Source organism: Streptomyces sp. NPDC086787, assembly GCF_044745865.1.
Taxonomy (GTDB): domain Bacteria; phylum Actinomycetota; class Actinomycetes; order Streptomycetales; family Streptomycetaceae; genus Streptomyces.
Window position 1 is genome coordinate 269,634 of the sequence record NZ_JBIVBC010000005.1, and the last position, 23,907, is coordinate 293,540.

A 23,907-nucleotide genomic window follows, 5' to 3' on the forward strand; every position below is an offset into this window, starting at 1 on the left:
TTGCCGAGGGGGCTCACCCCTGGGGTCGCACCCGGTCGCCGCACGTGGCGTCACCACGCGTCACGTCACCGCACGTGGCGTCACCGCACGGGAAACGCCACATCGCACACCGGGTCCTGTGCCCCCGACGCCTCCCAGTCGGCGAAGTACACCTCCCGGCACGGCCCAGCCATCTCCAGGCCCTCCCCGGCCATCCACCGCTCGACGGCCTCGAAGGCGGTCAAGATCTGCGGCTGGGCCACCTGTGCCTTGACGATCCGGGTGAAGGCCAGCCGGTGGGCCGGCTCCACCCGGACCCCGTGGTCCCGGGTCCGCCCCTGCCGGGCCAACCACTCCCGGGCCGCCCGCTCGTCCGCGACCGGCACACACGCCTCGGCGGGCCCGTCGCTCTCCATGGACACCTCGGCGTAGTAGACGACGAACGGCGGCCCCGAGAGGCCCCCGCACTCCGCGGCCGCCGACTCCAGCCGTCCCAGCGACGCCCCGATCCACGCGGGCAACTCGTCCGCCAGGGTGTGCCGGGTCTCGGTGATCACCACCCGCTCGGGCACGTCCACCGTCTCGACCACGAACTTTCCGTACATTTCCGTACTCCTCCCGGACAGCCGTCCACGGAGATAGTCGGCGAGCGCCCGCTGTCCCGCGAACCGCGCCTCGACATCCGCCCAGTACGCGGTGACCAGGTCGGCGGCCTCGGGGCCGTCGCCCGCCTCCACCACCTCGGCGATCCGCGCGAGCGGCATGTCCAGCTGCCGCAGCAGCGCCACCAGCCGGGCGTGCTCCACCTGACCGGCGCGGTAGTAGCGGTAGCCGCTGGTCCCGTCGACGTGCGCCGGTGCCAGCAGTCCCAGTCGGTCGTACAGCCGCAGTGCCTTGGCCGAGAGCCGGGCCCGCGCGGCGAACGCACCGATGGTGAGCAGTTCCTCGTCCACTCCGACATCCTCCGTCACCGGGCGCCTTCCGCCCGGTGACAAGGACGCTCCGCCCTGCCCCAGGGGCAAGGTCAAGCCACGGTCAGCCGAGCTGCGCCTCCACGGCCGCCACGACCTCCGCCGCCTCCGGCTCGGTCTGCGGCGAGAAGCGGGCCACGACCGTGCCGTCCCGCCCGATCAGGAACTTCTCGAAGTTCCAGCGGACGTCGCCGCTGTGCCCCTCGGCGTCGGCGAAGCCCACCAGACGCTCGTACAGCTCGTGCCGGCCCTCCCCGTTCACCTCGACCTTCTCGGTCAGCGGAAACGTCACGCCGTACGTCGCGGAGCAGAACTCGGCGATCTCCTCGGCGCTCCCCGGCTCCTGCCCGAGGAACTGGTTGCACGGCACGCCCAGCACGGTGAGGCCGCGCTCGGCGTAACGCTCCTGGAGTCGCTCCAGGCCGGTGTACTGCGGGGTCAGCCCGCACTTGGAGGCCACGTTCACAATGAGTACGGCCTTGCCTGCGTACTGCGACAGGTCGGCGGAGCCACCCCGGAGGGCGCCGATCTCGACGCCCAGCACGGAGCCGTTGTTGTCGGTAGAAGTCATGAGCGGATGCTAACTCCGGCGAGTGCCGCCACCGCCGCTCGGCCCCGCCGGGTCAGCCCTCGGTGCGGGCGGGCAGCCGCCAGCCGGGACGCGGGAAGTGGCAGGTGTAGCCGTCGGGGTAGCGCTCCAGGTAGTCCTGGTGCTCCGGCTCGGCCTCCCAGAAGGGGCCGACCGGCTCGACCTCGGTGACGGCCTTGCCCGGCCACAGCCCCGAGGCGTTCACGTCCGCGATGGTGTCCTCGGCGATCCGCTTCTGCTCGTCGTCCACGTAGTAGATGGCGGAGCGGTAGCTGAGGCCGATGTCGTTGCCCTGGCGGTTCTTCGTGCTCGGGTCGTGGATCTGGAAGAAGAACTCCAGGAGGGCGCGGTAGTCGGTCGCCTCCGGGTCGTAGAGGATCTCGATGGCCTCCGCGTGCGTGCCGTGGTTGCGGTACGTCGCGTTCGGCACGTCACCCCCGGTGTAGCCGACCCGCGTCCCCGTCACGCCCGGCAGCCGCCGGATCAGGTCCTGCATCCCCCAGAAGCATCCGCCCGCCAGCACGGCCCTCTGCGTCTGCGCTGCCATGTCCGTCCCTCCGCTGTCCCGTGTCCCGAGGCCTCGATGGCCACCGGTCACTCAGCACAGCGCCCGCGGGGCCCGGGCAATTCCCGTGACCAGGTGACGTTGCTAGTCAGGACCCGTCAGGACCCGTCACGACTCGTCACGCCGGAACGGCAACCGCAGCGGCTGGTGCGGCCGCCTCCCGCACACCGGCGGCGACCACCGCGCACGTGAACGCGATCACCAGGGCCTTCCAGCCCCAGGAGGCGAACACGATCACCGGCAGGACGAAAACCGAATGGACGGCGGAGATGGCGAACGCCCCCCGCGCCCAACCTCCGCCGATCAACGGCTGACGCACCACCGCCCAGTGCCGCCACCACAGCCCCGCGGCCACCGCCGCCAGGCCGGCCATCACGGCAGCACCCAGCCGCGTCAGATCGGCGTCGGTCGCCCCGTCGGTGTCCGGCGCGGTCGAGCCGGTGTGCACGCTCAGCGCGACCGCGATCCATCCGAGGGCCGCCGCGGTCAGCAAGGAAGCCAGTACTGCTGCGCGCCGCCGAGCCCAACTCGTTTCAGAATGCACGGAGTACGATTTCATGACTCATTCTAGCCATCGCCCGGATCAGGGACGCGATGCACATGCGTGGGGATGCCGCCCGTGCCCGGCATGGTGGGCACGGGCGGTCAGCTTCGCGACCACTCAATACTTCTGGGGCTGCCCATGTTCTTGTCGCTGTCCACCAGCGTCTGGGTCCTCATCGCGGCGGGGGCGACGGTCTTCAACCTCGCCGCGATGCAGTGGATCATCCAGATTCCGAAATACCGGAAGAGGCAGTTCTGGATGCCGGTCATCGGCATCGTCTGTCTCGGCACACGAGGCCTGGCCGAACACCACACGCTGCCCGAGACTCTCTTCCTCTACGCGGCGCTCCTGGTCATGTTCCCGCTCATACTGGCCCCCGTGCGCGGCACGATCACCCGGGACTACTACCGGTGGGTCAAGGACCCGACGACAAAGGCCAGCACGGGCGCGGTGGTCTGGATCGCGATCTCGGCAACGGTCCTGATGACCGTGACCGGCGTCGTCTACGCGGCGGGCGTGTAGACGACGCCTGAACCTCCGGTACACGAAGGCCACCCCCGAGTCCGACACCCCAACTTCCCTAACGGAACTGCCCTTGTGGACCTTGGTCAAGAGCGCAACTGCGCCACGGTAGATGCCCGCGCCAAGGCGGGGAGAGGTGGCAGGACTCGGACTACGTCTTCGCCATCCGCACTGGCCGCCCCGTCGAGCCACGCAACTTCTACCGCTCGTTCACCCGCGTCGCCGAGTCCGCCGGCCTCCGTGTCATCCGGCTGCCCGACGCCCGGCACCGCCACCCTCCTCACGGCCGCCCCGCGTCGTGATGGAGATCCTCGGTCACTCTCAGATCAGCATCACCATGGACGTCGACACCCACGTCGTCCAGGACACCCAGCGCGAAGCCATGGGCCACATGGACCGGCTCCTCAGGAGCAGGAAGAGGCGCCCCGGTCGCCAGTGATCAGCGGCGACCGCCCCCGTTGATGTCAAAGGCCCCGGACCCATGATCGGTCCGGGGCCTTTTGGCTGGTGCCCCCGGCAGGATTCGAACCTGCGACACCCGCTTTAGGAGAGCGGTGCTCTATCCCCTGAGCTACGAAGGCGGGGCTTGCCCGGAGCGTTGGTGGATACTCTGGGTGAGTATTCGATTGCGTGCGGCAAGGGTGGGGCCGTCGGTGACGGCGGCCTCTGACAGCCTAGCGGATCAGGGGCTTGGGGTGGAGTGGCGCTCCGGGGGCGGGAGGCCGTCGCGGGGGGTGCCAGGTCCAACTCCGAGGCCGTCGGCGCGCAACCGGTCGGTCGGATTGGGGCTGGGTGGGGCTCGCCCCGCAGTGTCCGGTCCCGGGGCTCGGGCTCCGGTTTCGCTCCGCGCCGACTCTGTCGCCGGACGCCGACCGCGCGCCGCTTCTAACTCCGGGTCACCCGTACCTTGTAGTCGCCCGCCAGGTCCGCCCCGGTCACCTCCACGGTGATTCCTCTGCGCGGGTCCTTGAAGGTTTCGCCGGGTATGAAGGGGGCGTCGGAGAGTTCGGCCTGGACGTTGGGGCTGCGGGTGCAGCCGCCTGTGTGGCGGCGGGAGTCGAAGACGGTGACCGGGCCGTAGCCGGTGTCGATGTCGGCGTCGACCCGGTAGACGAGGATGCCGGGGCGGCAGATCGACTCGTCGTTGCCGCCCTGGGCGCGCAGCTCTATGGCGTATCCGCTGCGGGGGCTGATCGGTACGAAGACGAGCTTGGGGCCGCCGGTGCGGTACAGCGGCGTGAGTGTGTACTCGGAGCTGCCGTGCAGTGCCGCGCAGCTCACCTGGTTCGGGTCCAGCCAGCCCAGTTTCCACTTGTGCCAGCCGAGCAGGTCGTTGTTGACGCCCCAGTCCTCGCTCATGATGTCCCAGTGGCCGACCGCGCCCCCGCCGTCCTGGGTGTAGAGGTCGGGCAGGCCGAAGACGTGGCCGTTCTCGTGGGGGAGTACGCGGTAGCCGGTGTGGTCGTAGGCGCCGGAGCCGTCGTCCTGGCGGGAGTAGACGAAGGACGTGTTGGCGACCGGCGTGCCGTCGGCGACCGGGGCCTCGGTGTTGCCGGCGAAGGTCACGGACAGGACGGTGTCCAGGGCGGACGGCCCGGCGTTGGGGGTCACCAGCACGTTCAGCAGGTCGTACGACCGGAAGTCCACCTCGGGATCGGCGGCGGCCACGATGTCCTGGACCAGCTCGCGGTAGCCGGGGTCGAAGGGGGCGCCGCGCTCTATGCCGTAGTCGGCGAACGACTTGGGCATCCGCAGCCAGTGCCGGAGAGGGGCCTCCGAGCGGTAGTCGAGGCGGCCGTAGGAGGCGGTGCGGAACCACTCCTGGGTCTGTGGGAAGAACTCGCGGTAGCGGTCGAGCGCGTCGCCCTCGCCGGGCGCGTCGGAGAAGTCGACCATCAGGGTCAGGGCCCGTACGGTGCCGGTGGAGCGGGAGTAGCCGCCGGAGGTGGGGACGCCTTCCGTCATCTGGACGTCCACGCCGCCGTTGATCAGGCAGGGGCGCAGGGCGGAGGAGCGGGCGAGAGTGACGGAGCCCGCACCGGGCTCGGCGGGGTTCGCCGCGAGGCGTCCGCTCCCGCCGGAGGTGCAGACCGCGAGGGTCAGAACGGTCACGGACGCGAGGGCGGCGGCACGGCGGGGACGTATGCGGCGGGTGTGGCGGGCGCATATGTGGCGGGAGGTCGGCGGCTGCATGCAAACACCTCTCGCTCCCGGCAGCCGCCGGTGTCCGGCTGCATCCTTGCGATCACCCTGTGTCGCCGGGGCCGTATGCGCGCGCTGGAGGGGCCGATCGTGGGTTTCCCGCGAGTAGGAGCGGCTTCGGGACTGGTTCGGGGCCGGTCGGCGGGCGGCTTCGAAAGGTGCCTTCGGAGGGAGCGCCGGAAGGGTGACCCAGGTCACGCCGGATTTCTTCCGGAGTGGGAAATAACCGGGGACCGTCTCCCCGTTTAGCCCTGTGTCCGAGCGAAACGGGGACTTCTTCTCCGGATCGCCCGCCGGCCGGCCACACCGGCCCGTCAGCCACACCAGCAGGAACCGGAACCAGGAACCGAGGAGCGTGCCGTGCAGACCGTGATCTCCGCGCAGCCCGTGTTGCGCAAGCCGTCCCGGCCGAGGGCGGACGCCCTGCGCAACAGGGAGCGGATCGTCACCGCGGCCCGCGAGATGTTCGTCGAGCACGGTCCGGACGTGCCGCTCGACGAGATCGCCCGCCGGGCGGCCGTCGGCAACGCCACGCTGTACCGCAACTTCCCGGACCGCGACGCCCTCGTCCGCGAGGTCGTCTGCTCGGTGCTGGACCGCACGGTGCGGGCGGCCGAGCAGGCGCTCGCCGAGGGGGGCGACGCGTTCGAGGCGCTGGAGCACTTCGTGCATGCCTCCGCCGACGAGCGGATCAGCGCACTGTGCCCGATGGTCTCCAGCGCGTTCGACGAGAACCACCCCGACCTGGAAGCCGCCCGAAGGCGCTTCGAGCTGATCGTCGCGGGGGTCATGGACCGGGCCAAGGAGGCGGGTCAGCTCCGCCCCGACGTGAGTGTCGGCGACGTGATGGTCGCGGTGGCCCAGCTCAGCCGGCCCCCGGCCGGGACGGCCTGCCCCAGCGGGGACCGTTTCGTGCACCGTCATCTCCAGCTGTTCCTGGACGGGCTGCGGGCTCCGGCCCGATCCGTTCTGCCGGGTACGGCCGTGACGATGGAGGACCTGCGCCTGGCCTGACGATGACGACGCTCAGTCGAACAGCTTCCTCATCTCCTCGATACCTCCTCGATCGAATCGATCACTCGGATCGCCTCGATCACTAGAACCTCGAAGCTTTTCCGTCACGAAGCACTGAAGTGGGTACCTCCATGTCCGAAACAGCCTCCAAGGCTCCCGGCGCCGCCGTGAACACGGGCTCCACCGTGAACACCGGCGACGCCAACCGCTGGAAAGCGCTCGTCTTCATCGCGCTCGCCCAGCTGATGGTCGTCCTCGACGCGACCATCGTGAACATCGCCCTGCCCTCCGCCCAGCAGGACCTGGGCATCTCCGACGGCAACCGGCAGTGGGTCATCACGGCCTACGCGCTCGCCTTCGGCGGTCTGCTCCTGTTCGGCGGCCGGATCGCCGACCTGTGGGGGCGCAAGCGTGCCTTCGTCATAGGTCTCGTCGGCTTCGCCGGTGCCTCCGCGCTCGGCGGTGCGGCGACCTCCGGCTCGATGATGTTCGGCGCCCGCGCCCTCCAGGGTGTCTTCGGCGCCCTGCTCGCCCCGGCCGCGCTGTCCCTGCTCGCCGTGATGTTCACGGACGCCAAGGAGCGCGCCAAGGCCTTCGGCATCTACGGCGCGATCGCCGGTGGTGGCGGTGCCGTCGGCTTCATCCTCGGCGGTGTGCTCACCGAGTACCTGGACTGGCGCTGGACGTTCTTCGTCAACATCCCGTTCGCCGCTGTCGCGGCGCTGGGCGCCTACTTCGTCATCCGTGAGCCCGAGGGCGGCCGCAACCGCTCCCCGCTCGACATCCCGGGTGTCGTGCTGTCCACGCTCGGCCTGGTCGCGCTGGTCTACGGCTTCACCCGCGCCGAGTCCGACGGCTGGGGCGACGCCGTCACCGTCGGCCTGTTCGTCGCTTCCGCCGTGCTGCTGATCGCCTTCGTCATCACGGAGGCCAAGGTCAAGGCCCCGCTGCTGCCCCTGCGCGTGGTCACCGACCGCAACCGTGGCGGCATCTACCTCTCCCTCGGCATCGCGATCATCGCGATGTTCGGCACCTTCCTGTTCCTGACCTACTTCCTCCAGGGCGTCAAGGGCTACTCGCCGATCAAGACCGGGTTCGCCTTCCTGCCGATGATCGTCGGCATGATGGTCGGCTCGACCCAGATCGGCACGCGTCTGATGACCCGGGTTCCGGCCCGGCTGCTGATGGGTCCCGGCTTCCTGGTCGCCGCGGTCGGCATGTTCCTGCTGACCCGGCTGGAGATCGGTTCGTCCTACACCTCGACCGTGCTGCCGTCGATGCTGCTGCTCGGCCTCGGCATGGGTACGGCGTTCATGCCGGCCATGTCGCTGGCGACCCTGGGCGTCGAGCCGCGGGACGCCGGTGTCGCCTCCGCGATGGTCAACACCTCGCAGCAGGTGGGCGGCGCGATCGGTACGGCCCTGCTGAACACGATCGCCGCCTCCGCGACGACGGCGTACATCAAGGACCACATCGCCACCGCGGCCACCAAGCCGCAGCAGCAGCTCGTCCTGCTCGAGGGCCAGGTGCACGGCTACACCAACGCGGTCTGGTTCGCCGTCGGCATGCTGGTGCTCGCGGCGGTCGTCGTCGTGACCTTCGTCAACGCCGGCAGCCAGGACACCACCAACGTCCCGGTCTCCGTCGACGGTGTCGAGGGCGAGGTCCCGGTGCCGGTCATCGCCCACTGAGCCCAGTCGGCCCAATCGGCCCAGTGAGCCCACTGGGCCAACGGGCAGCCCACTGAGTCCAGTTGGCCCCCGCCGGACCCACCGGCGGGACCGTGTGCGCGGAAAGGCGGCTCAGCGCAGCCAGGGCAGGTCCGCCCCCGCCTCCTCCGGCTGAAGACCCTCGGCGACGATCTCCATGATCGCGCCGAGGGTCTTCCGCTGTTCCGGGGTGAGCCGTTCGAACAGTGCCTGGCGTACGGCGGCCACATGGCCCGGTGCCGTGCGCCGCAGCATCTCGGCGCCCGACGCGGTGAGCACCGCGAACTGGCCCCGCTTGTCGGAGGGGCAGTCCTCCCGGCGTACCCAGCCGTGCCCCTCCAGCCGGGCGACGGCGTGCGAAAGGCGAGACCGGGTGATCTTCGCGTTCCTCGCCAGCTCGGTCATCCGCAGCCGGCGGTCCGGCGCCTCGTCGAGCTGGACGAGCAGGCCGTAGTAGATGTGCGGCATGCCCGCGTCGCGCTGGAGCTGACGGTCGAGATGGTCCTCGAGCAGGGTGGTGGCGTGCAGATAGGAGCGCCACACCCGCTGCTCCTCGTCGGTGAGCCAGCGCGGGCGCGCGCCGCTGTCGGCTGCCGTGTTCATGGGTCCACTGTACGAGCAATCTTCTTGAACTTTGAACAAGCGTGTCGTAGTCTCCCCAGGGAAAGCTTGAGAGTTAAAGCAAGAGCTGAAGCAAGATACGGAGGGAGCCGCAGTCATGTCCGCCGCCGTCCCGGAGCGCATGCCCGCCCTCTATCTCAGCCACGGCGCCCCGCCGCTCGCCGACGACCCGGTCTGGCCGGGCCAGCTCGCCGCCTGGTCCGCGGGCCTGCCCCGCCCCAGGGCGATCCTCATGGTCTCCGCGCACTGGGAGGAGGCTCCCCTCGCCCTCGGCGCCACGCGTACCGTCCCGCTCGTGTACGACTTCTGGGGCTTCCCGGAGCGCTACTACCAGGTGCGGTACGAAGCACCCGGCGCCCCCGCGCTCGCCGATTCCGTACGCAAGCTGCTGCGCGCGCCCGGCACGCCGGTCCAGGACGTTCCGGACCGGGGGCTCGACCACGGCGCCTACGTCCCCCTGGCGGAGATGTTCCCCGAGGCGGACATCCCCGTCCTCCAGGTCTCCATGCCGACCCTCGACCCGGTACGGCTCATGGAGATCGGCCGCAGACTCGCGCCGCTGCGCGACGAGGGCGTGCTGATCGTCGGGTCCGGCTTCTTCACCCACAACCTGGCCGCGCTCAGGCACCCGGGCGGCGGCGTGCCCGACTGGTCGGCCGAGTTCGACGACTGGGGCCGGGGGGTGCTGGAGACCTGCGACTGGGACGCCCTGCTGGACTTCCTCGACAAGGCTCCGGCCGGCCGGTACGCCCATCCGCGCACCGAACACTTCGCCCCGCTCTTCGTCACCATGGGTGCGGCGGAGGCCGCCGGGGAACTGGACGGGCAGCGGTCGGTGATCGACGGCTTCTGGATGGGGCTGGCGAAGCGGTCCGTGCAGTTCGGCTGATTCCGCCGGGCTTCCGCCCGTGAGCCTTCAAGCCCGTAAGACGGCCCGTAAGGCCGGTAAGGGCTGGATGTGGCGAACCTCGGTATTCGCTGTGAGTTCGCCCCGGTGGCAACCTTCGGGCGGTGCGGACCGTCTTCCGGGGTGGGAGCGACGAAGGACGGACGTCCCGCGTGGCGTCCCTGCCTCCCGTGCGGCGCCACAGGGTACTGCATGATCAGAAAAATTGAGGGGCGGGTTGGGAATTCTGTCCGGTTTCCAGTCGTTGTTCCCATCGGATGCAGGGCACCCGAGGAGAGTCCCAGAAGCACTCGGGAGTACTCGCAGCAGTTTTAGCAGTCTTCTTGGAATGCCTGGGTATCCGATACAACCGCCCGCTGATCCACCATCGCAAGGGAGCACGCATGGCAACCCGTGCCGTCGCCCGTCGTAAGTCCGCCACCGGCGAGACGGCCGACGCGGCAAGCAGTGTTCGCACCCATGGCGGCGAGATCGCCGACCGCGACCTGGTCGGCATGTATCTCGACGAGATCGCGCGCACGCCGCTGCTCGACGCCGCCAAGGAGGTCGAGCTTTCCCAGACCATAGAAGCGGGTGTCTTCGCGCGACAGCTCCTGGAGGGGTACGAGGAGTCCGGCACGGACGCCTCCCGCGAGGAGCTCGAAGCTCTCGTCGCCGCGGGGGAGCGCGCCAAGGACGTCTTCATCCGCTCCAACCTCCGCCTGGTCGTGGCGGTGGCCCGGCGCTATCCGCGCAGCGGCCTCCCCCTGCTCGACCTGATCCAGGAGGGCAACGCCGGCCTGGTGCGCGCGGTCGAGAAGTTCGACTACCGCAAGGGCTTCAAGTTCTCGACGTACGCCACCTGGTGGATCCGTCAGGCGGTCACCCGCTCCATAGCCGACCAGTCCCGCACGATCCGGCTGCCCGTCCACCTGGTCGAGGAGCTCGGCCGGATCCGGCGTGTGCAGCGTGAGTTCAACCGGGAGCACGGCCGCGACCCGGAGCCCGCGGAGATCGCCGGAGAGCTCGGCTCCACGCCGGAGCGCGTCGCCGACGTGCTGGACTGGGCCCGCGACCCGGTCTCGCTGAACATGGCGGTGGACGACGAGGGCGAGACCCAGTTCGGCGACCTGCTGGAGGACACCTCGGCGGTCTCCCCCGAGCAGTCGGTGCTCACCCTGCTGCGCAGCGAGGAACTCGACGACCTGATCGGCCGCCTCGACGACCGCACGGCCTCCATCATCAAGATGCGGTACGGCATCGAGGACGGCCGCGAGCGCACCCTCACCGAGGTCGGCAAGGAGCACGGTCTGACGCGCGAGCGCATCCGCCAGATCGAGAAGCACGCCCTGCTGGAGCTGAAGAAGCTGGCGCGCAGCACGGGGTTCGACGCGGCGGCGTGAGTGGAGTGCCCGCTCCACGCGCACGCCGGGTGGCGAAAGACGGCGCAAACATGGCTTTGTACCGTCGCTTCAACTCCCGAAGACCCGGGAACAACCCTTCAGGGCCGATGAGTTGACGAGCCGGGGCCCCGAGACCGCGCCCCGGCGAGCCCCGGCCGGCCCTGTTACACGTTGCGCCACATCCCGTGACGTCACGAGCCATGTCCCGTGACACCTTGAGCCACGTCCCGTTCGCAATTCCCCCCCGGCGGCCGGGACCTGCCGAAGCCGGGCTCCGGCGCCATCCCCCCTGGCGCCGGAGCCCGGCTCACTCCCCAGCAGACATGAGGGCGCACGGGCCCGAAAACGCCGAGCGGCGGGTCACCCCGTACCTGAACTCCGGGGTGGCCCGCCGGATGGCAGATTGTGCCACACGGGCATAGCCTGCCGACGTGAGCACTCTGACGGAGCGCCGCAAGGCGGAGACCCGGATGGAGATCGCGCGGGCGGCGGCCGCGCTCTTCGTCGGCCAGGGTCTGCGTACCACCCGCGCCGAGGACATCGCCCAGGCCGCCGGAGTCGCCACCCGCACCTTCTACCGCTACTTCGCCACCAAGGAGGAGGCGGTCGCCCCGCTCTATGCCGCGGGCGCCCAGCGCTGGACCGAGGCGATCCGCGACGCGCCCGCCTCGTTGCGCGTACCGCAGGCACTGGAGCACGCGGTGCGCCACACCCTGAACCCCGGTACCGGCATCTCCGCCACCTCCTGGGAGTGGGTGCGCACCCTCGTCCGGCTGGCTCGCACCAGCCCCGCGCTGGGCAAGGTGTGGGCGGAGGTGTGCCAGGCCTCGGAGGAGACCCTCGCGGAGGTCCTGGCGGAGCGCACGGCCCCGGCCTGGCCGGCGAGCGCCGTCGCCGGCCGGGCCGTACCCACGCCCGAACTCCGCTTCACGGCGGCGGTCGTGGGATCCGCCGTACGCGTGGCGGTCGAGACCTGGGCCGAGACCCCGGCCCCGCCCTCGGGCCCGGACGGTCCCGCCGCACTGGCACTGCGCAACCTCTGGGCGCTGCGGGACTTTCCCTGGGAAGGCGGGGAGGATGGGGAGGGCACCGAGCGCGGGTAGCTCTTCAGGCGCCCACGGCCCGGCTCAGCCGACCGCCCAACTCCCGCACATGTGTGATGAGTTCAGTGGGCTCCCGGACGCTGAACTCGAACCCGGTCATCGCCAGCCGGACCGCCAGCCACTCCACGGGATCCCCGCTGTCGCCGCGTACGACACAGCCGCCCGCGCCGTCCGGCTCCGGAGTGCCGAGCCAGCCGGGCAGCCGGGCGGCGACCGCGTCGGCGGGAGCGGCGAAGGCGACCGTGAAGGCGTAGGTCTCCTGCTGCCGCTGGATGGAGCGCCGCAGATACTCCGCGGCGCCCCCCGACGGCAGCTCGCGCGGTGTGAACCGCGCACCGGTGGCGAACGGCTCGCTGACCCGGTCGACGCGGAAGGTCCGCCAGTCGTCGCGGTCGAGGTCGTAGGCGACCAGGTACCAGCGGCGCCCCGTCGACACCAGCCGGTACGGCTCGGTCAGCCGCCGTGACCCGGTTCCGTCCCCGGCGCGGTAGGCGAACCGCAGCCGCTCCCGCCCGGCCACGGTGGACGCCATCACGGTCAGCGTCTCGGGTGCGATGCTCGCCCCGTCTCCGCTGGTCAGCGGGGTTGTCGCGGCCTGGAGGGTGGACACCCGGTGGCGCAGCCGGGCGGGCAGCACCTGTTCCAGTTTCGCCAGCGCCCGCACCGACGCCTCGTCCACCCCGGCCACCGCGTGCCCGGCGCCGGCCCGCAGCCCGACCGCGATCGCCACCGCCTCCTCGTCGTCCAGTACGAGGGGCGGCATCGCCTTGCCCGCGACCAGCCGGTAGCCGCCGTCGGAGCCCAGCGTCGCCTGCACGGGATAGCCCAGTTCGCGCAGCCGGTCGATGTCCCGGCGCACCGTGCGCCGGGAGACCCCGAGCCGGTGGGCGAGCTCGCCGCCGGGCCATTCGCGGGGCGTCTGGAGGAGGGACAGGAGTTGCAGCAGCCGTGCAGGAGTGTCCGTCGTCATGCCTTCGAGAATGCCCCACGACTAGGACACGATCTGACCTAATCGGGTCCTACCTTTACGGCATGACCTCGACCGCACCGCTTGCAGGCTCCGAATCCGCTCCCGGACCCGTCCCCGAACCCGCACCCGAATCGGCCCCCGCGACCGACCGGCGCCGCTGGTTCGCCCTTGCCATCGTGATGACCGCCGCCTTCATGGACCTCGTCGACGTCACGATCGTCAACATCGCGATCCCTTCGATCCAGCGCGACGCCGGCGCCTCGGTGAGCCAGATCCAGTGGATAACGGCCGGATACGCCCTCGCCTTCGCCGCGGGCCTGATCACCGGCGGACGGCTCGGTGACATCCACGGCCGCAGGCGGCTGTTCCTGCTCGGCATCGGCGGGTTCACCCTCGCGTCGGCGCTGTGCGGCTTCGCCGCGAACCCGGAGATGCTGGTCGCCTCCCGCATCCTGCAGGGCGCGATGGCGGCGATGATGGTGCCGCAGGTCCTGTCGATCGTGCACGCCACCTTCCCGGCCCACGAGCGCGGCAAGGTCTTCGGCCTGTTCGGCGCGGTCGTCGGGCTCGGCGCGGTCTCCGGTCCGCTGCTCGGCGCGCTGCTCACCGAGTGGAACCTGTTCGGCCTGGAGTGGCGGCCCATCTTCCTCATCAACCTGCCGGTCGGCGTCGTGGCCTTCCTCCTCGGCCGCCGCTTCATCACCGAGTCCCGGGCGCCGAAGGCACTGAAGCTGGACCTCGTCGGCGTCGCGCTGGTGGCGCTCGGCCTCCTGATGCTGCTCTACCCGCTCACCCGCGGCCGCGAGCTGGGCTGGCCGCTGTGGGGACACCTCTCGATGGCCGGTTCGCTCGTCGTCTTCGGGGCGCTGGTGGCCTACGAGCGGCGCAAGGCCGCGCGGGACGGCTCCCCGCTGATCGAGCTGTCCCTGTTCCGGGTGAAGAGCTTCGCCGCGGGAATCGCGGTGCAGACCGTGTTCGGGATCTCGCTCGGCATCTTCTTCCTGGTGTGGACGCTCTACATGCAGGTGGGCCTCGGCTGGCGCCCGCTGCGGGCCGGTCTGACCGGGGTGCCCTTCTCGATCGCCGTCTCCGTGGCGGCCGGCATGTCGGTGCAGAAGCTGGTCCCGCGCTTCGGCCGCGGGGTGCTCCAGGCGGGCGCGCTGGTGATGATGGCCGGTGTGCTGATCTACCTGGCGGAGTCCGCGCACTACGGCCTCGGCATCGCCCCCTGGCAGATGGCGCTCCCGCTGGTCGTCATGGGCGCGGGCATGGGACTGATCGTCGCCCCGCTGACCGACGCGGTGCTCTCCGAGGTGCCGCGCGAGCACGCAGGCTCGGCCTCCGGACTGATCAACACCGTGCAGCAGATGGGCAACGCGCTGGGGCTCGGGCTGGTGTCGGTGCTGTTCTTCGGTCGGATCGGCGACCGGCTGACCGCGGACCAGGTGGGACCGGCCTTCGTCCACGCCTTCCAGTACGCGCTGGGCTGGGTCGCCGCGGTGCTCGGCGTGATCTTCCTGCTGATGTTCGCCCTGCCGAAGCGACCCGCACAGCACCTCGAGGGCGGGGGCGACGACGCGGCCGTGGCGTCGCTCCCGGAGCAGCGGGAGCGCGAGCTCGTGCACTGAACGCCCGCCGAGCAGGGCCCGGTACCGCTGGTGCCGGGCCCCGCGCATGTCATCCGCACATCACCACATCACCTCGGGCGCCTTGGGGTACACCTCTGGCCATGACTCGTCCCGAGACGCCGTACCTGCACCGGAGATGGCCCGAGCTGGCCGGTTCGCTTCCGCACCTGCCCCTCGGAAACGGCCCCACACCGCTGCGCCCGCTGGTGTCACTGGCCCTGCCCGCACGGGTGTGGTGCAAGGACGACAGCGGGTACGGCACCGGCGGCTGGGGCGGCAACAAGGTGCGCAAACTGGAGTGGATCCTGCCCGAGGCGAAGCGGCGGAAGTCCGGCACGATCCTGACCGTCGGCGGCCTGGCCACCAACTGGGGCCTGGCCACCGCGCTTTACGCGCGCGAGCTCGGGATGTCCACCGCCATCGCGCTGATCGACCAGCCCGTCGACGACGAAGTGGACGCGCAGCTGCGGCGGTTGCGGCAGTCCGGCGCCACCCTGCACTTCACACACACCAAGCGCCGTACCGTCGCCCTGGCCCCCTGGCTCTACCTCCGGCACGCCCGCGCGGGACGCCCGCCCTACTTCCTACCCGCGGGCGGATCCAATGCCGTCGGCACCCTCGGACATGTCGAGGCCGCCTGCGAGCTGGCCGAACAGATACGGCAGAAGGGTCTGCCGACGCCCACCCACCTGGTCACCGCCGTGGGTTCCGGAGGTACCGCCGCCGGACTCGCGCTCGGCCTGAGAATCGCGGGACTGCCGACGAAGCTCGTGGGAATCGTCGTCAACGACACCCTGCGGCTGGACGCCCCGTCGATCCTCGCCCTGGCGAAGCGCGGCGAACGCCTCCTGCGCGGGCGGGGAGCGGCGCTGCCGTCCGTCGACCTCGGCCCGGACGACGTCCTGATCCTGCGTGACTGGCTGGGACCGGGCTACGGTCACGCCACCGAGGAAGCCGCCGCCGCCCGAGCCCTCGCCGCCGCGGAGGGGCTTCGGCTGGACCCCACCTACACGGCCAAGGCCTACGCAGCGCTGCTGAAGATGGCGTCGGACGGCCGATTCGGCGAGGGGCCGGTGGTCTTCCTCAACACTCACGGACCCAGGTGAGTGCCGTCGGCCCAGTGACCTTAGGGGACTTTGAAGAAACGCTTAGGGCTGTTTCTCCAGCCTCGGCGGGAGAGGTTCCGGTTCGTAGGGTCGGCACGAACCAACCGCCTGCACCGATGGGAAGAGCATGGGCAACACCAGCGCCACCAACCGTTCCCGCCACTCCAAGTCCGGCCGCACCGGCAAGCGGCTGCGGATCTCGGTGACCATCGGCGCGGCGATAGCCGCCCTGGGGGCGGGCTCGGCGCTCGCCTGCATCGACACCTCCGGCGGGCAGTCCGCCGGCGCCTCGCACCACAGCGGCAGCCACACCACCAAGCACACCTCGACCACGACGAAGTCCTCCACCAAGCCCCCCACGAAGCCGTCCACGAAGCCCTCTTCGAAGCCTTCGCCCCGCGGCACCGGAACGCCGGCCACCGGGCACGGCACGCCCGACCCCCGGACGACGTCGGCCTCCCCGGGTTCCGGCGCCAAAACCTCCGCCGGTCAGGCCTTCAGCGGCAGCGCGCGCGGTGCCTCCGGGCTCCAGAAGAACGCCATCGGCTACCTGGCCACCGACTTCGACTACCGCGGAACGTCGTTCCTGCCGCACTACACCCAGTGCAGCGCCACCGCCGTCGCGCCCGACGTCATCGTCACCGCCGCCCACTGCGTGGTGAAGAGCAGCGGCGAGCGGGCCGGAGACCAGGAGGTCTTCTTCCGGCCCGGCCTGGACGCGGCCCGGCAGCCGAAGCTCCAGGAATACTTCCGCTCCGCCAAGGTCCTGGTGGACCCCCGCTACCGTGCCGCCGAGGGCTCCTGGGAGCACACCGCCTACGACGTCGCCTATGTCGTCATGCAGAAGAAGAACGGCCGCAGCCTCGGCGACGTGGCGGGCTGGGTGACCAGCACGGTCGACAAGGCGCTGGTCGGCAAGCAGATGACCATCGTCGGCTACCCGGAGACACAGGCCGACCGCTACCGCCCGCATGTGTGCGGAAAGTCCACCCGGGCGCTGGAGCCCAACCGCGGCCACGGGGAGGCCCAGGTCATCTGGGGCACCAACACCTGCTCCAACCTCGGCGACGGCGCCTCCGGCGGCCCCTGGTTCGCCCAGTCGGGCGGCAGTCTGACGCTGGTGGGCGTCAACCACGGCACGTTCAGCCGCAACGGCAACAACGCCGCCGCCGGAGCCTCCTTCAACGACACGACCTGGCGTCTGTTCCAGTCCGCGCTGCGTGCCGCGGGCGACAACTGAGCCGACGGGACGACCGGGTTCGGCGCCGTGGCCGAGTTCAGTTCCGCCGGCGCCGGCGCGGCCCGCTGCCCCGGGCGGCCGTGGCCAGCGTGAATCTCACCTGAATCCGGGCGCCGCCGAGCGGAGAGCGGGACACGCTCAGCCTGCCCCCGGTCCGCCGGGCGGCACGGTCGGCGATGTCCATGCCGAGGCCGGTCGAACCGCCCTCGCTGACCCCCCGGGCCAGCGCGGCGGCCGGGTCGTCGATACCGGGCCCGGCGTCGTCCACCGTCAGCAGCACGGCCTGGGCGGAGCGTTCCACGGACACCGAGAACGCGGTGCCGTGCGGGGTGTGCCGGAAGACATTGCCGATCAGCGCGTCGACCACCGCCGCGAGATCGTCGCCGGGGAGCCGCACAGGGGTCGGCTCCCCGGTGAGGGAGCGCGTGCAGTCACGTCCCTGCTGGGCGGCCAGCACCGACCAGAAGTCCAGCCGTCCGCCGACCAGTTCGGCCACCTCGCTCAGGTCCTCCGCGCCTCTGGTGTCCGGCGGCGACTCGGACAGCGGGGTGCGGGCCGAGGTGATGATCGCGTCCAGCTCGGCCTCCAACTGGCCGACCGCGTCGCTGATCCGCCGTACCTCGGGCAGCGCGGCCGCCCGCTCGGTCTCCAGCCGCAACGCGGTCAGCGGGGTGCGCAGCCGGTGCGACAGGTCGGCGACCAGTTCCCGCTCCACGGCGAGCAGATGCACCACCCGGTCCGCCATCTCGTTGAAGGCGGCGCCCGCTTCCTTGAGCTCCGGCGGCCCGTCCGGCTCCACCCGCACCATCAGGTCGCCCGCGCCCAGTGCGCGCGCCGCGCGGGACAGACCGCGCGAGGAGCGCAGCACCCGGGAGGCGAGCCGGTCGGCGATGACCACCGAGCCGCACACCAGGCCCAGGGCCAGCCCCGACATCACCGCCCAGTCCACCGCCACCCCACGGGTCAGCTCACGGTCCGTCACATGCGCCTCGACGACCGCGACCCGGTCCTTCGACAGCGGGACCGGCTGGATGTAGCACCAGCCGCCGGGGACGTCCAGGGCGAGCGTGCGATGGGTCCGGGTGACCTGCCGTACGTCGCCGTCCGGGGCGCGGAACGCGCCCACGGAGCTGCCGTCCGGCAGCCGCACCGCGAGTCCGTCCCCGCCGTCCAGTCCGGCCATCACCCGGCGCACCTTGTCCGGGTCGGTGGTCAGCGTGAGCACCGGGGCGAGGGCTCCGGCGCGTTGCTCGGCGGCCGTGATCGCCCGGTCCCGGGCCTGGGAGCGGGCCAGCACGGCCAGCGGCACCAGGAAGGACAGCGTGGTCAGCAGGGTCACCGCCAGCACGATGCCGGCCAGGGTGCGTCTCATCGCGGGGCCACCAGCTTGATGCCGATGCCGCGCACGGTGTGCAGATAGCGGGGGGCCGCCGCGGACTCGCCCAGCTTGCGGCGGAGCACCGAGAGATGCACGTCCACGGTCTGGTCGTCCACGTAGCTCTCCCGCCACACCTCGGCGAGGATCTGCCGCCGCGACACCACCCGCCCGGCCTGGCGGGTCAGATAGGCCAGCAGGTCGAACTCGCGCCGGGTCAGGGACAGCTCGGCGGCCCCCAGCCGCGCGGTGCGGGCCGCCGGGTCGATCACCAGCTCTCCGGCGCGCAGCAGGGCGGGGGCCGGGTCCGGTGCCGCCGGATGTCCCGCCCGGCGCAGTACGGCGTTGATCCGGGCGGCCAGCTGGCCCCCGGAGAACGGCTTGACGAGGTAGTCGTCGGCACCGGCGTTGAGGATCCGGATGATCTCCGCCTCGTCGTCGCGGGCGGTCGCGACCAGCACCGGTACCCGGGAGATCCCGCGGAGCATCCGCAGCACGTCCACCCCGTCGAGGTCCGGCAGCCCCAGGTCCAGCACCACGGCGTCCGGCGGGTTCTGGGTGGCCTCGCGCAACGCCTCGAAGCCCTGGGTGACGCTGCGCACCGCGTGCCCATGGGTGGTGAGCACGTCGAGGAGCGCGGCACGTATGACGGGGTCGTCTTCGACCAGCAGGACTGAGGCCATGACCGGGGAGGGTAACCGCAGGCCCGGCGACGGCCGGTGCGAGGGGTGCGATTGTCCTGCATTGCGGCACTGTTGTCCCAGAAATCATGGAAGGCTGGACGAGACCGTTCCGCCCAAGTACATTCAGCCGGGCCGGTGGCCGGAACGTGACGATGGCACATTCCATCCACGCAATTCCGTACATCGGCGTACGAACGCACTGAAGCCGCCGGAGGGGTGTCCCGCGAGGGATTCGTGGCTGAGCTGCGCGGGGGACGGGGCCGAGCAGTCCGCGGGGAGTGATTCCGGGGACCGAAGGGCCGACCACCGCCTCTGCTTGCCCTCCGACGTTCCACGGAGGAGTCAGCAGGTGGGCCAGCCCCGACCCGAGGGTGACACGACCGGGACCGCCGCACCCTCCCACGGGACCGGGCTCCACGGCGAAGGACCGATCAGCGACATGGCCCTGGCGCGGCTCGCCCGCAGCGGTCATGCCAGCGCCCGCCGTGCCGCCGAGGAACTGCGCGACCGCCACCAGCACGCCGCGGTCCGTTACGCCTCCCTGTGCGCGGCGACCCCCCGGGCCGCCGACGAACTCGCCCTGGAAGCCGCCCACACCGCGCTGCGGACCGTGTCCGCCACCTCGGACCTGGCCTGGCGGCCCCATCTGCTCAACGCGGTGCTCCGGACGGCGTCCTCCTGGATCGACAGCGGCCGCGCGGGCGAACTCGGCGCCGACCTGCGGGCCTGGCGCCGGGCGGACCCGCCGACGGCTCCCGGTCCGCTGCGCGAGGCGTACGGCAGGCTGCCCTCCGCGACCCAGACCGTGCTGTGGCACGACCTGGTCGAGCGGGACGACGAGGCGGAGACCGCCCGACTGACCGGCGCCACCGCCGAAGCGGTACGGGGCTGGCGGGACAACGCCCGCGAGGCCCTGGAAGCCGCCTATGTGCGGATCTACGAGGACAGCGCCGAAGGCGGCTGCCGCGCCTTCAAGCGCCTGGTGGTGGCCTTCGCCAAACGGATGGTCGTGACCTCCGCCCGGCAGGACGCCGCCTTCGACGACCCCGGACTCGACGCCCACCTCGCCCAGTGCGCCCACTGCGGCCGTGCCTTCGACGACCTGCTGCGGATGCGGGACCGCCCCGATCTGCTGCTCGCCGAGGGCCTGCTGGGCTGGGGCGGCGCCCGCTATCTCGCCGAACAGGCCGCCGACGGCCGCCGCCGAGGCGACTTCACGGCGGCCGAGCCGGCGCCGGAGGGGCGCCGCCGCCGCGGACCGGCCCGCGCCACCGCCCGGGAGGGCGGAACACGCCTGCCGCGCCTTCCCGAAGGGCCGCGTGGCCGACGGCGGCTGCTCATGGTGGGCGCGTTCGTCGGAGTCGCCGTCGCCGTCCCGGCCGCGCTCATAGCCCTGACGCTGCGGCCCGCCACCCATCCGCCGGTGGCCGCCGCCATCACCCCCGGCCTGACCGGACCGGACGCCGCCGCGGCCGCCCCGTCCGCGCCGTCACCGAGCGTGAAGACCTCCGCGTCCGCCTCGCCCTCGCCCTCCGCGGGCCGTTCCGCGTCCGCGGGACCGCATCCGTCGGCCGCCAGGAGCACCCCGCCGTCCCGTCCCACCGTGCCGGGCGCCACGGTGGCCTGGGACTTCGGCGAGAAGACCGGGGACACCACGCGCGACACCTCGGGGTCGGGCAACGACGGCCACCTCGTCGGCCCACCCGTCCGCAGCTCCCTGCACGGCGGCTCCCTCCAGTTCGACGGGCACCACCAGTACGTGCAGGGGACCCGCGCGGCGGTCGACACCAACAGCAGCTTCTCGGTCTCCGCCTGGGTCAACCTCGGAACCCTGGACGACTTCCACGTGGTGGCGGCCCAGGACGGCGACGACATCAGCGGCTTCTTCCTCCAGTACGACCCGAGGGCCGGCCGCTGGGCCATGGCCATGCGCGACGAGGACTCCACCCACAGCGACAAGGACCAGGCGGTCTCGGTGACCCGCCCCGCCATCGGCACCTGGGTACACCTCACCGGCGTCTACGACGACCCGGCCGACCAGATACGGCTGTACGTCAACGGAGTCCTGGAGGGCACCGCCCGCCACAACGGCGACTGGGGTGCCGGCGGCCAGTTCACCGTCGGCCGCTGCCTGTGGAACGGAGACGCCGCCGACCGCTTCCAGGGCGCCATCGACGACGTACGGACCTTCCCCCGCGCCCTGACCGCCACCGAGGCGGCGACCCTGGCCGGCCGGTCCTGATCACACCGATGCCCGTTTGGGGTGGTTCACGGCACCTGCGAGATACGTCACGGTACGGCGTGGAGGTGCCGGGCGGTGGTGTCTACTGGAGCGCATGCCTGAGCACGTCTCGATTCTCCAGCTGGCCGGCGCGGTCGGCCTGCTCCTGGTGACCGCGGCCTGGACGATCCTCCTGACGCACGCCGTACGCCGCACGCGCGCCGCGGCCGCCGAGCGCCGCTCGGGACTCCCGCTGGCCGCCCTCCCGCCCCAGCGCCGGACCGCGCCCCAGGAAGAGGCGGTCGAACTGACCCCCGCCGAGCAGGACGCCTTCGCGGGCCTGATGCGCCAGCTCGGCAGGAGCTGACCGGACGCGACCGGGCGGGTCGGTTCAGGCCGGGCGGGCCGCCCGCCGCTCCATGGCGTCCCGGGCCGCCTCCTGCGTCGCGTACACCTCGCACATGTGCCGTCCGTCGGGCGTCGCCGTGTGCTCGACCTCCCACAGGGACAGCTCCGTGCCGTCGCTCAGCAGGAACGCGTGCTCGTAGAGCGAGAAGGACGGCCCCTTGCGCCCGGTCCGTCCCGGACGCCCGAACGCCTGCGTGATCTCGTGCGCGGACGCCGTCGCCAGCAGCGCCGCCAGTCCCGCCCCCGGCCCGTCCGGGTTCTCCGCCCGGCGCAGCAGCCGGCGCGCGTGGTCCGCCGAACGGTCCGGAACGTACGCATGGCGCGGTTCGAGGACCGGTGGCAGCTGTATCAGCACCGGCAGCTCGAAGTCCGGTGTGTCCTGCGACGGATGCAGACGGGCGGTCGCCGCGCGCAGCTCCTCCTCGTCGGCGTACACCTCGTGCTCCGGGGCGCTGCCGGGAGCCCGGTTGTGCACGAGCTCCCAGAACGTGACCGCCGAACCGTCGGCGAGCAGCCAGGTGTGCCGGTACGTCTCGCGGTGCAGCCCCGCGCTGTGGTACGCGGAGTGGAGTGAACTGTCGCACGCCAGCGCACAGTCGAGCCGCCGTATCGCCTCGTCGGGCAGCTCGAAGGAGTTCAGGGCACGGCCGAGGAGCCGCGCGAGGTGCTCCTCGGGAGGCTCGGGCGACTCGGCCGGCCCGTAGGCAGCCGTCTCGTGCGGAACGCTCAACGTTTCTCCCGGCGTTGCTGCATGTCACCTTGTGGGTGCATACCGTAGCCCCTCGGTCGGACATCATGTCCGGGAACCGAGAAAACGTACGGGGAAAACGCGCGGGCCGCGCGGGGGGTGCCCGCGCGGCCCGGTGGTCGGTCGGCTGCCGCTCAGGCGGAGCTGTCCGCGCGCCACTCGCTCCACGGCATGTTCCAGCCGCTGTACCCGTTCCCCGGGGTGACCTGCTTGTCGGGGGAGTTCTTCACGACCACGACGTCACCGATGATCGAGTTGTCGTAGAACCACTTGCCGTTCGTGTCCCCCTGCGCGCCCTTCACGTCCTGGAGGCCGACACAGCCGTGGCTGGTTCCCCGGTTGCCGAAGGGCGGGTTGCCCTTGGGGTACCAGTAGTTGCCGTGCACGAACGTGCCGGAGTCCGTGAGCCGCATGGCGTGCGGCACGTCCGAGATGTCGTACGAGTCCTTGCCGAAGCCGACCGTCCGCCCGCTCATGTGGTACTGCGTGTGCTTCTCGGAGATCACCATCTGCCCGTTGTACGTCAGGTTCTCCGGGCTGCCCGCCGAGATCGGGACCGACTTGAGGGTCCTGCCGTCCCGGACCACCGTCATGGTCTGCGTGTTGACGTCGACCGTGGAGACCTGGGAACGGCCGATGTTGAACGTCACCGTCTTGCTCTGCACGCCGTAGACGCCCTTGGCGCCCTCCACCCCGTCCAGGGCGATCTTCACCGTGACCTTGGAGCCGGCCTTCCAGTAGTTCTCGGGCCGGAAGTCGAGCCGGTCCCCCTGAGTCGACTTGAGCCAGCGCCCGACCACCTCCTGGCCGCTGCTGGAGGTCACCGTGATGTGCGACTTCACGGCCTTCTTCTCGGTGATGTTCTTGTTGAACCTGAACGAGACCGGCATGCCGACGCCGACCGTCGTCCCGTCGTCCGGGTTGAAGTTGCCGACGAAGCTGTTCGACTTGGAGACCGTGGTGAAGACGGACTTCGCCGTGGAGGTGAGTCCCTCGGCGTCCTTCGCGCTCGCCGAGATGCTGTACTTGGTGCCGAGTTCCAGCTTCTCCTGCGGCTTCCAGCTCTTGCCGTCGGCGGACATCGTGCCCGCCACGGCCTTGCCGGAGTCGGCCGAGGTCATCTTCACGTCGGTCAGCTTGCCGTCGCTGACCTGCACGCCGGTGGCGTTGATGGACGCGTTCGTCGCGCCGTCCTTGGCCGATATGGCTATGTGCGCCGCGGACGTCTTGGACGAGCCCTTGTCGCCCTTCCCGTCGTTGTTGTTGTCCGCGGTGGCGCTGCCGCCGCAGGCGGTCAGGGTGAGGGCGCCGACCATCAGTGCGGCACAGGCCCCCAGTGCGCGTCGCACTGCAATGTCCGGCGTGTTCACGGGCTGCTCCAGGTTCGTTCATGCGGGTGTTCCGTCGTGCGTGAAAGGAG

22 protein-coding genes, 1 tRNA gene and 1 pseudogene are annotated in these 23,907 nt (G+C 71.2%); 12 read left to right on the top strand and 12 right to left on the bottom strand.

Annotated features, from left to right (window positions below; genetic code table 11):
- Nucleotides 1-80: 80 nt before the first annotated feature.
- The 4 genes from ACIPK3_RS15505 to ACIPK3_RS15520 all read right to left on the bottom strand — a co-directional run bounded on the left by ACIPK3_RS15505 (nucleotide 81) and on the right by ACIPK3_RS15520 (nucleotide 2,597).
- A complete protein-coding gene (locus ACIPK3_RS15505) occupies nucleotides 81-950 on the bottom strand; it encodes a MerR family transcriptional regulator (RefSeq protein WP_402569885.1) in 870 nt (289 codons plus the stop codon).
- A gap of 64 nt (nucleotides 951-1,014) precedes the next feature.
- Complete coding sequence (locus tag ACIPK3_RS15510) at nucleotides 1,015-1,521, bottom strand: glutathione peroxidase (protein WP_402569887.1); 507 nt, start codon at nucleotides 1,519-1,521, stop codon at nucleotides 1,015-1,017.
- A 52-nt stretch (nucleotides 1,522-1,573) separates the two neighbouring features.
- The gene (gene msrA, locus ACIPK3_RS15515) at nucleotides 1,574-2,086 is read right to left on the bottom strand and encodes a peptide-methionine (S)-S-oxide reductase MsrA (protein ID WP_402569889.1); all 513 of its coding nucleotides are present in this window, start codon (nucleotides 2,084-2,086) and stop codon (nucleotides 1,574-1,576) included.
- Between the two features lie 136 nt (nucleotides 2,087-2,222).
- Entirely contained in the window at nucleotides 2,223-2,597 is a 375-nt protein-coding gene (locus tag ACIPK3_RS15520) for a hypothetical protein (protein ID WP_402569890.1), read from the bottom strand.
- A 126-nt stretch (nucleotides 2,598-2,723) separates the two neighbouring features.
- Here ACIPK3_RS15520 and ACIPK3_RS15525 point away from each other — a divergent pair, with 126 nt between their 5' ends.
- On the top strand, nucleotides 2,724-3,170 hold the full coding sequence (locus ACIPK3_RS15525) for a hypothetical protein (protein WP_402569892.1): 447 nt from the start codon (nucleotides 2,724-2,726) through the stop codon (nucleotides 3,168-3,170).
- 83 nt (nucleotides 3,171-3,253) lie between these two features.
- Nucleotides 3,254-3,609: pseudogene (locus tag ACIPK3_RS15530) on the top strand (tyrosine-type recombinase/integrase); the annotation flags it as partial.
- A gap of 66 nt (nucleotides 3,610-3,675) precedes the next feature.
- Here the strand turns inward: ACIPK3_RS15530 and ACIPK3_RS15535 are convergent.
- A tRNA-Arg gene (locus ACIPK3_RS15535) sits at nucleotides 3,676-3,751 on the bottom strand.
- A 304-nt stretch (nucleotides 3,752-4,055) separates the two neighbouring features.
- A complete protein-coding gene (locus tag ACIPK3_RS15540) occupies nucleotides 4,056-5,363 on the bottom strand; it encodes a M6 family metalloprotease domain-containing protein (RefSeq protein WP_402569894.1) in 1,308 nt (435 codons plus the stop codon).
- Between the two features lie 378 nt (nucleotides 5,364-5,741).
- Between ACIPK3_RS15540 and ACIPK3_RS15545 the strand changes: the two genes are divergently transcribed.
- The gene (locus tag ACIPK3_RS15545) at nucleotides 5,742-6,386 is read left to right on the top strand and encodes a TetR/AcrR family transcriptional regulator (RefSeq protein WP_402570204.1); all 645 of its coding nucleotides are present in this window, start codon (nucleotides 5,742-5,744) and stop codon (nucleotides 6,384-6,386) included.
- A gap of 131 nt (nucleotides 6,387-6,517) precedes the next feature.
- The gene (locus tag ACIPK3_RS15550) at nucleotides 6,518-8,077 is read left to right on the top strand and encodes an MFS transporter (RefSeq protein WP_402569895.1); all 1,560 of its coding nucleotides are present in this window, start codon (nucleotides 6,518-6,520) and stop codon (nucleotides 8,075-8,077) included.
- Between the two features lie 111 nt (nucleotides 8,078-8,188).
- Here ACIPK3_RS15550 and ACIPK3_RS15555 read toward each other — a convergent pair whose 3' ends face one another.
- Entirely contained in the window at nucleotides 8,189-8,698 is a 510-nt protein-coding gene (locus ACIPK3_RS15555) for a MarR family winged helix-turn-helix transcriptional regulator (RefSeq protein ID WP_402569897.1), read from the bottom strand.
- Nucleotides 8,699-8,813: 115 nt separating this feature from the next.
- On the opposite strand from ACIPK3_RS15555, the gene ACIPK3_RS15560 reads away from it, so the two are divergent.
- The 3 genes from ACIPK3_RS15560 to ACIPK3_RS15570 all read left to right on the top strand — a co-directional run bounded on the left by ACIPK3_RS15560 (nucleotide 8,814) and on the right by ACIPK3_RS15570 (nucleotide 12,108).
- On the top strand, nucleotides 8,814-9,605 hold the full coding sequence (locus ACIPK3_RS15560) for a dioxygenase (RefSeq protein WP_402569899.1): 792 nt from the start codon (nucleotides 8,814-8,816) through the stop codon (nucleotides 9,603-9,605).
- A gap of 401 nt (nucleotides 9,606-10,006) precedes the next feature.
- A complete protein-coding gene (locus ACIPK3_RS15565; protein WP_402569901.1) occupies nucleotides 10,007-11,005 on the top strand; it encodes an RNA polymerase sigma factor RpoD/SigA in 999 nt (332 codons plus the stop codon).
- Nucleotides 11,006-11,475: 470 nt separating this feature from the next.
- Entirely contained in the window at nucleotides 11,476-12,108 is a 633-nt protein-coding gene (locus ACIPK3_RS15570) for a TetR/AcrR family transcriptional regulator (protein ID WP_402570206.1), read from the top strand.
- A gap of 4 nt (nucleotides 12,109-12,112) precedes the next feature.
- Here ACIPK3_RS15570 and ACIPK3_RS15575 read toward each other — a convergent pair whose 3' ends face one another.
- Entirely contained in the window at nucleotides 12,113-13,078 is a 966-nt protein-coding gene (locus ACIPK3_RS15575) for a helix-turn-helix transcriptional regulator (protein ID WP_402569903.1), read from the bottom strand.
- Between the two features lie 179 nt (nucleotides 13,079-13,257).
- On the opposite strand from ACIPK3_RS15575, the gene ACIPK3_RS15580 reads away from it, so the two are divergent.
- The 3 genes from ACIPK3_RS15580 (at nucleotide 13,258) to ACIPK3_RS15590 (ending at nucleotide 17,052) form a co-directional block, all read left to right on the top strand.
- Complete coding sequence (locus ACIPK3_RS15580) at nucleotides 13,258-14,706, top strand: MFS transporter (RefSeq protein ID WP_402570208.1); 1,449 nt, start codon at nucleotides 13,258-13,260, stop codon at nucleotides 14,704-14,706.
- 101 nt (nucleotides 14,707-14,807) lie between these two features.
- Entirely contained in the window at nucleotides 14,808-15,812 is a 1,005-nt protein-coding gene (locus ACIPK3_RS15585; RefSeq protein ID WP_402569905.1) for a 1-aminocyclopropane-1-carboxylate deaminase/D-cysteine desulfhydrase, read from the top strand.
- A gap of 127 nt (nucleotides 15,813-15,939) precedes the next feature.
- The gene (locus ACIPK3_RS15590; RefSeq protein ID WP_402569907.1) at nucleotides 15,940-17,052 is read left to right on the top strand and encodes a trypsin-like serine peptidase; all 1,113 of its coding nucleotides are present in this window, start codon (nucleotides 15,940-15,942) and stop codon (nucleotides 17,050-17,052) included.
- Between the two features lie 37 nt (nucleotides 17,053-17,089).
- Here the strand turns inward: ACIPK3_RS15590 and ACIPK3_RS15595 are convergent, their stop codons facing one another.
- Both ACIPK3_RS15595 and ACIPK3_RS15600 read right to left on the bottom strand, forming a co-directional pair.
- Nucleotides 17,090-18,424, bottom strand: a complete 1,335-nt coding sequence (locus ACIPK3_RS15595; RefSeq protein WP_402569908.1) for a sensor histidine kinase — start codon at nucleotides 18,422-18,424, stop codon at nucleotides 17,090-17,092.
- On the bottom strand, nucleotides 18,421-19,110 hold the full coding sequence (locus tag ACIPK3_RS15600; RefSeq protein WP_402569910.1) for a response regulator transcription factor: 690 nt from the start codon (nucleotides 19,108-19,110) through the stop codon (nucleotides 18,421-18,423). The genes ACIPK3_RS15595 and ACIPK3_RS15600 overlap by 4 nt, the downstream gene beginning before the upstream one ends.
- Nucleotides 19,111-19,459: 349 nt before the next feature.
- Here ACIPK3_RS15600 and ACIPK3_RS15605 point away from each other — a divergent pair, with 349 nt between their 5' ends.
- Together ACIPK3_RS15605 and ACIPK3_RS15610 are read left to right on the top strand one after the other, a co-directional pair.
- The gene (locus tag ACIPK3_RS15605) at nucleotides 19,460-21,352 is read left to right on the top strand and encodes a LamG domain-containing protein (protein WP_402569911.1); all 1,893 of its coding nucleotides are present in this window, start codon (nucleotides 19,460-19,462) and stop codon (nucleotides 21,350-21,352) included.
- 94 nt (nucleotides 21,353-21,446) lie between these two features.
- Nucleotides 21,447-21,698, top strand: a complete 252-nt coding sequence (locus ACIPK3_RS15610; RefSeq protein ID WP_402569913.1) for a hypothetical protein — start codon at nucleotides 21,447-21,449, stop codon at nucleotides 21,696-21,698.
- 24 nt (nucleotides 21,699-21,722) lie between these two features.
- On the opposite strand, the gene ACIPK3_RS15615 is transcribed toward ACIPK3_RS15610, so the two are convergent.
- A complete protein-coding gene (locus ACIPK3_RS15615; RefSeq protein ID WP_402569915.1) occupies nucleotides 21,723-22,469 on the bottom strand; it encodes a DUF6227 family protein in 747 nt (248 codons plus the stop codon).
- Nucleotides 22,470-22,621: 152 nt separating this feature from the next.
- Entirely contained in the window at nucleotides 22,622-23,857 is a 1,236-nt protein-coding gene (locus tag ACIPK3_RS15620; RefSeq protein WP_402569917.1) for an Ig-like domain-containing protein, read from the bottom strand.
- Nucleotides 23,858-23,907: the final 50 nt, after the last annotated feature.